Here is an 8,137-nt window from a genome sequence, read left to right as displayed (position 1 = left end):
CCGCTCGCCGGGGCCGGCCCGCTCCGGCGGTCCGCCGCGCTCGCCCCCGGGCCCGCCCTGCGCGGTGCGCACGACGCCGTCGCGGCCGACCTCCGCGGCGGCCCCGCCCGGCGGGGGCTGCAGCAGCAGGGCCGGCAGGATCGTGCCGGTCAGGAGCAGCGCGCGGGCAGGGCGCATCGAGGTCCTCATCGCGTCCGGGGCAAGTCCCTGCGAACCGCCTGCGGCCGGGATGGTTCCGTCCTCCGCCGGTCCCGCTCCCCGGGCCGGCGCCGCCGGTTCAGGGGGTCGCGACGGGCTGCGCGCCGGGCTCCGGAACGGCCGGGGCCGCCGCCTGCGGGCCGTCCGTCCGGGCGGTCATCGGCACCGGGATCACGTGGGGGGCGATGATCCGGATCGCCGGCCGCTCGTCGGGGCCAGGGGGCCGGGCCGCCTCGGCGGCCGGCTTCTCGGCCGCCTCCTCGCTCCGGGCCGCCGCGGTGGCGGCGAGGGTCGCGGCCGAGCGGTCGGCGCGGCCCACGAGGGTCAGGCGGACCTTCGGCCGCGACAGGAGCTCGGCCTGGGCCGGGGTGACGAAGATGTCGCCCTTGTGGCGCACCAGCATGCTCTCGGCCTTGACCAGGGCCTGGGCCCAGCTCTGGCCCTCGCCCCGGCAGGAGCAGTTCGGCACGAAGCTCTTCTGGAACTTGAAGGCGTTCGGCAGCGCCGCGTAGGCCCGCCGCGTCTGGATCGCGGCGGCCTGGGTCAGGCCGCCGTCGGTCGGCGGCATCGAGTAGGCGGCGGCCTCGGTGCCGGGGCAGAGGGCCCGGCACATCTCGTCCGCCCCCTCGCGCCCGTCCGGCAGGTTCGGCATCGGGAAGTAGGCCCCGTCGCACAGGCGCACGCAGATCACCTGCGAGCCGCCGCGGCCGAAGCCGTCCGCGGGCTTCTGGGCCGCCTGGGTGAGCCCCGTGCAGGCGTCCTTCACGGCCCCGATGAGCTGCTCGCGCCGGGCGTCCGAGACCTGGGTCGCCCCCGCGCCGTAGCCCGCGTTGAGGGCGCGGATGCGCTGCTCCACCTGGGCGCATTGCGGCGGGCGCATGTCGAAGAACAGGAAGCGTCCGCCCTCGCACCCGATCGACTGCCGGTAGGCGACGAGGCGCTGGATCTCCTCGACCTGGCCGCGGTTGGAGTCGCGCTGGAGGCCGGCGAGCTCGGAGCGGTAGCGCTGGCAGGCGGCGGCGTTGGGCTCCGCCGCGGCGCCCTGGACGAGGACGATCGCGGCGGCGAGGCCGGCGAGCAGCCGGGCGGCGAGGCGGAGCAGCGGCATGGTGTCCTGGCGACCGACCGGGGGCGGAGACGACCCGGCGGCGGAGTCTGCGCCGGGGTGCACGAAGCCGTCCCGCACCTGGTGCCGCGGGACCCGTGGCTGTTCTACCCGCCCTCGCATCGGCGCGACAGCCTCCCTACATACGTCAAGCTTGGTTGAACGGGGGATGGCGCGATGGTGTGGCGGCGGGGTCTCAGGGTGGCGCGGGGCGCGACCCGGCGCGAGCGGGGGCGGACGATCTGGCGGGCCGCCTGGATCGCGGCGGGGCTCGGCCTCGGCGCGGGTCTCGGTGCCGCGGCCGCCCAGGAGCCGGACCGCATCTTCGACAAGTCCACGGTCTGGCGGCCGCTGACGCCCAACGACAAGCTCGTCGTCTACGGGATCGACGATCCCGACGTGGCCGGCGTCGCCTGCCACTACACCCAGCCCGAGAAGGGCGGCATCAAGGGCACCCTCGGCCTCGCCGAGGAGGTCTCGGACATCTCGCTCTCCTGCCGCCAGATCGGACCGGTGCAGATCAAGCACAAGCTCGCTCAGGGCGAGGTGGTGTTCAGCGAGCGCCGGTCGCTGATCTTCAAGAGCATGCAGATCGTCCGCGGCTGTGATGCCAAGCGCAACACCCTGATCTACATGGTCTACTCGGACAAGGTGGTGCAGGGGTCGCCCAAGAACTCGACCTCGACGGTGCCGCTGATGCCCTGGGGCAGCGAGCAGCCGCCCCGGTGCGGCGACTTCGTCAAGGGCTGAGGCGGGGCGGGCGGCCCGCCGGCCCAGGCGCGCCCCGCCGGCCTGCGCCCGGGCGCGCCGGCGCCGCCGCCCGGTCAATCCCGGCAGGTGATCCGGATCGGCCGGTCGGAGGCCTTGACGGCCGGGGCCGCCTCGATGGCGCCCGTGTAGTCGTCCTGGGCCGCGACCCCGTAGGAGGCCGCCTTGGCGAACCCTTGCGACTCGCACCAGGCGTCGGCCACGACCTGGCCGCACTCGCCCTGGCCGTTGCTCAGGCACTCCGCCACGCCGTAGCCGTCGCTCGACGGGATCAGGAACGTCTTCTCCACCCCGGGGCCTGCGGTTCCGTCCGCCGCCAGCGCCGGGACGGCGGCGATGGCCAGGAGGCCGACGGCGCCGAGGATGGCGAGAGTGCGTCTCATGGGAAACCTTCCTTGGGAGGAGCCGCCAGGGTTCGCGGGGCGAGGACCGCGGACGGCCCGACACTGGCGGGGGGTGGTAAACAAAGTCTCTACGCAACCTGCGGGCGTTTCGATTCCGGGCCCCGCCACCATGGCTTGGCCCCGCTCCCCCGTCCCCGGATCGCGCGTCCCCGGATCGCGCGTGGCCGGGATGCGCGGCCGGGGTCGGCGTCCGTCCTCGAAAAGCGCGCGGAATTGAGCTAACCCGGATCGGCCGGTCCCGGCGTCTCGCGGCTGCAACAGGCGGCCGGAACGACGCCGCCCGCGGGCGCCGCCCGGGCGCCCGGGCCGCCGCGCGGAAGCGCGGTGCGGCAACGAGTTAGAACCTTGGCCGGAGCGCCCGTCGGCGGACCCGGCCTGCCCGACCCCGAAGGTGTTTCATGGCCTCGCTGTTGCGCCTCTACAACACGCTCTCCCGGGCCAAGGAGGTGTTCCGGCCGATCGATCCGGCGCACGTGCGGGTCTACGCCTGCGGGCCGACCGTCTACGACGCGGCCCACATCGGCAACGCGCGCCCGCTGATCGTCTTCGACCTGCTGTTCCGCCTGCTGCGCCACCTCTACGGGGCGCAGGCCGTGACCTACGCCCGCAACGTCACGGACGTGGACGACAAGATCAACGCGCGGGCGGCCGAGCGCGGCAGCACCATCCGGGCCCTCACGGACGAGACCCTGGCGCAGTTCCACGCCGACATCCGGCGCCTCGGGATCCTGATGCCCGAGAACGTGAACCGCCCGGGCGAGCGGCCGGCCCTCGTGGAGCCCCGCGCCACCGACCATCTCGGCGAGATGACGGCGCTCATCGACCGCCTCGTCGCCGCCGGCCACGCCTACGTGGCCGAGGACCACGTGCTGTTCGACGTGCCCTCGATGCCCGATTACGGCGCGCTCTCCCGCCGCCCCCTCGACGAGATGGAGGCCGGCGCCCGGGTCGACGTCGCGCCCTACAAGCGCTCGCCCCTCGACTTCGTCCTCTGGAAGCCCTCGAAGCCGGGCGAGCCCGCCTGGCCCTCGCCCGCCGGCATCGGGGCGCCCGGGCGGCCGGGCTGGCACATCGAGTGCTCGGCCATGGCGTGGAAGCACCTCGGCGAGACCTTCGACATCCACGCCGGCGGCATCGACCTCGTGTTTCCCCACCACGAGAACGAGGTGGCGCAGTCGCGCTGCTGCTTCGGCACGCCCGTGATGGCCAATCTCTGGCTGCACAACGGCTTCCTGCAGGTCGAGGGGGAGAAGATGTCGAAGTCCCTCGGCAACTTCGTCACGCTCCGCGCGGTGCTGGCCGACTGGCCGGGCGAGGTCGTGCGCCTTGCCATGCTGCGCACGCACTACCGCCAGCCCATCGACTGGACCCTGCGCGGCCTGGAGGAGGCGGAGCGGACGCTCGGGCGCTGGTACGGCGCGGTCGGCGACGCCGCCGCCGGCGCGCCGCCGGAGCGCGTGCTCGAGCCCCTCCTCGACGACCTCAACACCCCGGCGGCCCTGGGCGAACTGCATCGCCTGGAGGACCCGGCGGCCCTGAAGGCGGGCGCGAACCTGCTCGGGCTCCTGGCGCAGTCGAAGTCCGGGCGCGACCGGGCGGCGGTGGCGGCGTCCGGCCTCGATGCCGCCGCGGTCGAGGCCCTGGTCGCCGAGCGCGCGGCGGCCCGCGCGCGCCGGGACTGGGGCGAGTCCGACCGCCTCCGCGCCGCCCTCGCGGCCCTCGGCGTGACCGTCAAGGACACCCGGGACGGGGCCACGACCTGGACGGTGAGCCGGGACGGCGAGCGCGGCTGAGGCCCGCGGGGCCGGCCCGCGGCACCGGCCCCGCGGCACCGGCGCGCGAGATCAATGACGTAAGGTCATATTTAATGATCTTCTGAGCATAGTGGCCGCCCTGGGTGAGGAAGGCCGGCGATGCTTCGCATCAACTCGATACGTTCGCGCATGATGCTGTCGTGCGTCCTGGTGGTCGCCATCGCCTGCGTCGGCGCCTTCGGCAGCCAGCTGGTCTCGGAGAGCCGGCAGGAGGCCGCCGAGATCGCCAGCCAGCGCCGCCGGGTGACGCAGGCGAGCCAGGGGATCCTGCGGACCGAGCTCTCGCGCCTCGACACGCTGATCCGGGGCCTGGCGCAGTCCACGCCCCTGCTCGAGGCCGTCGCCGCCGGGGACCGGGGGGCGGTCGCCGGGCAGCTGATGGCCGTGCACCGCGCGCTCGCGCCCCGCGGCGACCTGTCGGCGCTCTCCGTCACCGTGCCGACCGCCAGCGTGGTGGTGCGGACGAACAACCCGGAGAAGTTCGGCGACGACGTCTCGGCGCGCCGGCCCGACCTCGTGCTGGTGCAGGAGACCGGCCAGGCGGTCCAGGGGTTCGCCCGCGGCAGCGAGACCCTCTCGCTCTCCGCCGCGGTCGCCCTCGAGGCCGGCGGCCGGCGCGTCGGCGTCATCAGCGCGCAGGCCACGGCGGGAGCCGCCCTGCTCGGGCGCATCCGCGACGCGGCGCAGGCCGAGGTCATCCTGCACGCCGTCGACGGCAAGGGCGTCTCGGTGGCGGGCGCCACCCGTACTGGGACCGGCCTCGCCGGGGCGGCCGAGATCGCGGCCGCGACGGCCGGCGAGGCGCCGCCGCTGCTCGGGACGCTCGACGGGCGTCCGGTCCTGGCCGTGCTCACGCCGGTCCGGGATTACCGCGGGCAGACCATCGCCGTGATGGAGCTCCTGCGCGACCGGACCGAGGCGGTGGCGCTGATCCGGGAGGCGCACCTCGCCGTCGCGGCGGCGGCCGCCGCCGTGCTGGTCGCGGCCCTGCTCCTGGCCGGGCTCCTCGCCCGCGGCCTCTCGCGCCCGATCACCGCCGCGGCGGCGGCCATGCGGCGCCTCGCGGACGGGGAGCTCGACGTCGCCGTGCCCGGCCGCGGGCGCCGGGACGAGATCGGCGCCATGGCGCAGGCCCTGGAGGTGTTCAAGGTGAACGCTGCCGAGCGCCGCAGCCTCGCGGAGGCCCGGGCGAGCACGCAGCACCTGTCGGGGCAGCGCCAGGAGCGGGTCGACGGGCTGATCGCGGCGTTCGACACCCAGGCCCGCGACGCCCTCGCGGCCGTCGCGGCCAATACCGGGCAGATGCACGCCACGGCCGAGAGCCTCACCACGATCGCGTCCGCGACGTCGCAGCAGGCCACGACGGCCGCGGCCGCCTCCGAGCAGGCCTCGACCAGCGTCCAGACCGTCGCCGCCGCGGCCCGGGAGCTCAACCGGTCGATCGAGGAGATCTCCGGGCAGGTGACGCAGACCACCGCGACCGTCGACCGGGCCGCCGCGATCACCGCCGAGACGACCCGCTCGGTCGGCGCCCTCGTGACCACGACCCAGCGCATCGGCGCCTTCGCGTCGCTGATCCAGCAGATCGCCCGGCAGACCAACCTGCTCGCGCTCAACGCCACGATCGAGGCGGCCCGGGCCGGCGCCGCCGGTCGCGGCTTCGCGATCGTCGCCGCCGAGGTGAAGGACCTCGCCGCCCAGACCGCGAAGGCGGCCGAGGAGATCACGCAGCAGATCGGGGACGTGCAGGGATCGAGCGGGGAGGCCGAGGCCTCCATCGCCCGGATCGCCGCCATCATGGGCGAGGTGAACGAGAAGGCCGCCTCGATCGCGGCCGCCATCCGCCAGCAGGACGCCGCCACCGCCGAGATCAGCCGGAGCGTCGAGCAGATCGTCCAGGGCACCGACGGCGTCGCCCGGTCCCTCGCCCAGGTGAACGCGGCGGCCGACGAGACGAACGGCTCGGCCGGGGAGGTGCTCAAGGCGAGTGCCGCCGTCGGCACCCGCACGGCCGACCTCGGCCTGCAGATCGAGGGCTTCCTCCGGGCCGTCGCGGCCGCCTGACCGGCGGCGGCCACGGCCCCCGCCCTCAGAACCGCTCCTCGATCAGCGCCTCCGCCTCCGGCCGCGGCGGGGCCGCCCGGGCGGCCTCGCGCAGCATCGGCACCACCTGCCCGGGCGTCTTGGCCACGAGGTAGCTGAGGTCGAGGCCCTCCCGGATGAAGCCGTTGCGGCGCATGTGGTCGAGCAGCGTCAGGAGCGGCGCCCAGAAATCCGCCACCGAGAGCAGCAGGATCGGCTTGGCGTGGCGGCCGAGCTGGGCCCAGGTCATCTGCTCCACCAGCTCCTCGAGGGTGCCGATGCCGCCCGGCAGGGCCACGAAGGCGTCCGAGCGGTCGAACATCAGCTTCTTGCGGGTGTGCATGTCGCCGACCACGATGGTCTCCTGCACGTCGTCGAGCATGCGCTCGCGCGACTTCAGGAAGTCCGGGATGATGCCGGTGACGTGGCCGCCGTGGTCGAGCACCGCCCGGGCCACCGTCCCCATCAGCCCGACATTGCCGCCGCCGTACACGAGGGCGATGCCCGCTTCCGCGAGGCTGCGGCCGAGCGACCGCGCCGCTTCGGTGAACACCGGATCGGCTCCGAACCCCGAGCCGCAATACACGCAAACCGTCCGCATCGATTCTCCGCACCGTTCCACAGCCGAACCAGACCCGGATACGCAATAATCCGGCCGAGGGAAGTCGGGTGCCGCTGCGTGTCTCGTCTGGACATAACCGCCAATATGGCGAGGATGGTGGGGCCGTGTCGACCGGAGGCGATTGGCCGCGTGCCCGGCCGGCCGGCACCAGGCCGGCGCCGTCCGCGCCCGCTTGGGGACGATGACCTGGAGTAGGACGCCATGACGGCGGAGTTGCGGCGGGGACTCGTCCTCGCGATCGTCGGCCTCGTGACCGGGTTCGTGCTCATCGGCGTGGTGACCAGCGGCACGCGGCTCCTGGGGTCGTCCTTCACGTCCGAGCCCGGCGAGCGGATCGCGGCGGCCGGCGCCCCGCCGGAGCCCGCGCGCGTCGCCGCCGTCCCGGATGCGGCGCAGGGGCTCGCCGGCCCGCTGCGCCTGGCCCCCGAGGCGCCCCGGGCCGCCCCCGGATCCGGGCCGGCCTTCGACGTGATCCGGGTCGAGCCCGACGGCGCCAGCGTCATCGCCGGGCGGGCCGCGCCCCACGCGGAGGTCGAGATGCTGCGCGGCGGCGAGACCTTCGCGCGCACCCGGGCGGATTCGGCCGGCAATTTCGCCCTGGTGCCGCCCCTTCTGCCGCCGGGCACGAGCGAGATCACCCTGCGGGGCATCGGCCAGGACGGCATCCGCACCCTCGGCGCCGACAGCGCCGTCGTGGTGGTGGCGCCGGAAGGGCGCACCCGGCCCCTCGTCGCGGTGACCTCCCCGGGCAGGCCGACCGCCGTCCTGTCCCAGCCCGAGGCCGCGCAGGCCGCCGGCCCCGAGCCCGCCGGCCCGCCGGACGGCGACGCCCCGGTCAAGGTCGTGAGCGTCGACGCCGAGGGCGGCGGCCGGCTCTACGTCAACGCGCAGGGCGCGCCGAGGGCGGCGGTGCGGCTCTACCTCAACGACACGCTCGTGGCCCCCGGCCGGGCCGGGCCCGACGGCCGCATCGCCTTCACGATCGGGCGCGGGGTGCGGCCGGGCGACTACCGGCTGCGCCTCGACCAGGTCGACCCCGCCACCGGCGCCGTCAAGGCGCGGGCCGAGGTGGCGTTCGCGGTCCCGCCCGCCCTCGACCGGCCGGTCGCCGCCGCGGCGCCCGACGCGGCCGCGGCGCCCGACG

The 8,137-nt window shown here is 75.3% G+C and carries 7 protein-coding genes; 4 read left to right on the top strand and 3 right to left on the bottom strand.

Annotated elements, in window-relative coordinates:
* Window positions 1-277 precede the first annotated feature (277 nt).
* Window positions 278-1,306, bottom strand: a complete 1,029-nt coding sequence (locus tag DT057_RS33055) for a DUF2865 domain-containing protein (protein ID WP_203236449.1) — start codon at window positions 1,304-1,306, stop codon at window positions 278-280.
* Between the two features lie 174 nt (window positions 1,307-1,480).
* Here DT057_RS33055 and DT057_RS33050 point away from each other — a divergent pair, with 174 nt between their 5' ends.
* Entirely contained in the window at window positions 1,481-2,053 is a 573-nt protein-coding gene (locus DT057_RS33050; protein WP_128566260.1) for a CreA family protein, read from the top strand.
* 74 nt (window positions 2,054-2,127) lie between these two features.
* Here the strand turns inward: DT057_RS33050 and DT057_RS33045 are convergent, their stop codons facing one another.
* A complete protein-coding gene (locus DT057_RS33045) occupies window positions 2,128-2,454 on the bottom strand; it encodes a hypothetical protein (RefSeq protein ID WP_128566259.1) in 327 nt (108 codons plus the stop codon).
* 419 nt (window positions 2,455-2,873) lie between these two features.
* On the opposite strand from DT057_RS33045, the gene cysS reads away from it, so the two are divergent.
* Together cysS and DT057_RS33035 are read left to right on the top strand one after the other, a co-directional pair.
* Window positions 2,874-4,268 (top strand): cysteine--tRNA ligase, encoded by a 1,395-nt coding sequence (cysS, locus tag DT057_RS33040; RefSeq protein ID WP_128566258.1) that lies wholly within the window; start codon window positions 2,874-2,876, stop codon window positions 4,266-4,268.
* A gap of 120 nt (window positions 4,269-4,388) precedes the next feature.
* Window positions 4,389-6,353: a methyl-accepting chemotaxis protein gene (locus DT057_RS33035; RefSeq protein ID WP_128566257.1), complete on the top strand. Its 1,965-nt coding sequence runs from the start codon at window positions 4,389-4,391 to the stop codon at window positions 6,351-6,353.
* A 25-nt stretch (window positions 6,354-6,378) separates the two neighbouring features.
* Here DT057_RS33035 and DT057_RS33030 read toward each other — a convergent pair whose 3' ends face one another.
* Entirely contained in the window at window positions 6,379-6,972 is a 594-nt protein-coding gene (locus tag DT057_RS33030; RefSeq protein WP_128566256.1) for an LOG family protein, read from the bottom strand.
* 222 nt (window positions 6,973-7,194) lie between these two features.
* On the opposite strand from DT057_RS33030, the gene DT057_RS33025 reads away from it, so the two are divergent.
* Window positions 7,195-8,137, top strand: a 943-nt coding sequence (locus DT057_RS33025; protein ID WP_128566255.1) for a peptidoglycan-binding protein, incomplete at its 3' end; no start/stop codon positions are given.

The sequence above is a fragment of the Methylobacterium crusticola genome (assembly GCF_003574465.1).
GTDB classification, from domain to species: Bacteria; Pseudomonadota; Alphaproteobacteria; order Rhizobiales; family Beijerinckiaceae; genus Methylobacterium; species Methylobacterium crusticola.
This window is presented reverse-complemented; position numbering and strand designations above follow the sequence as displayed.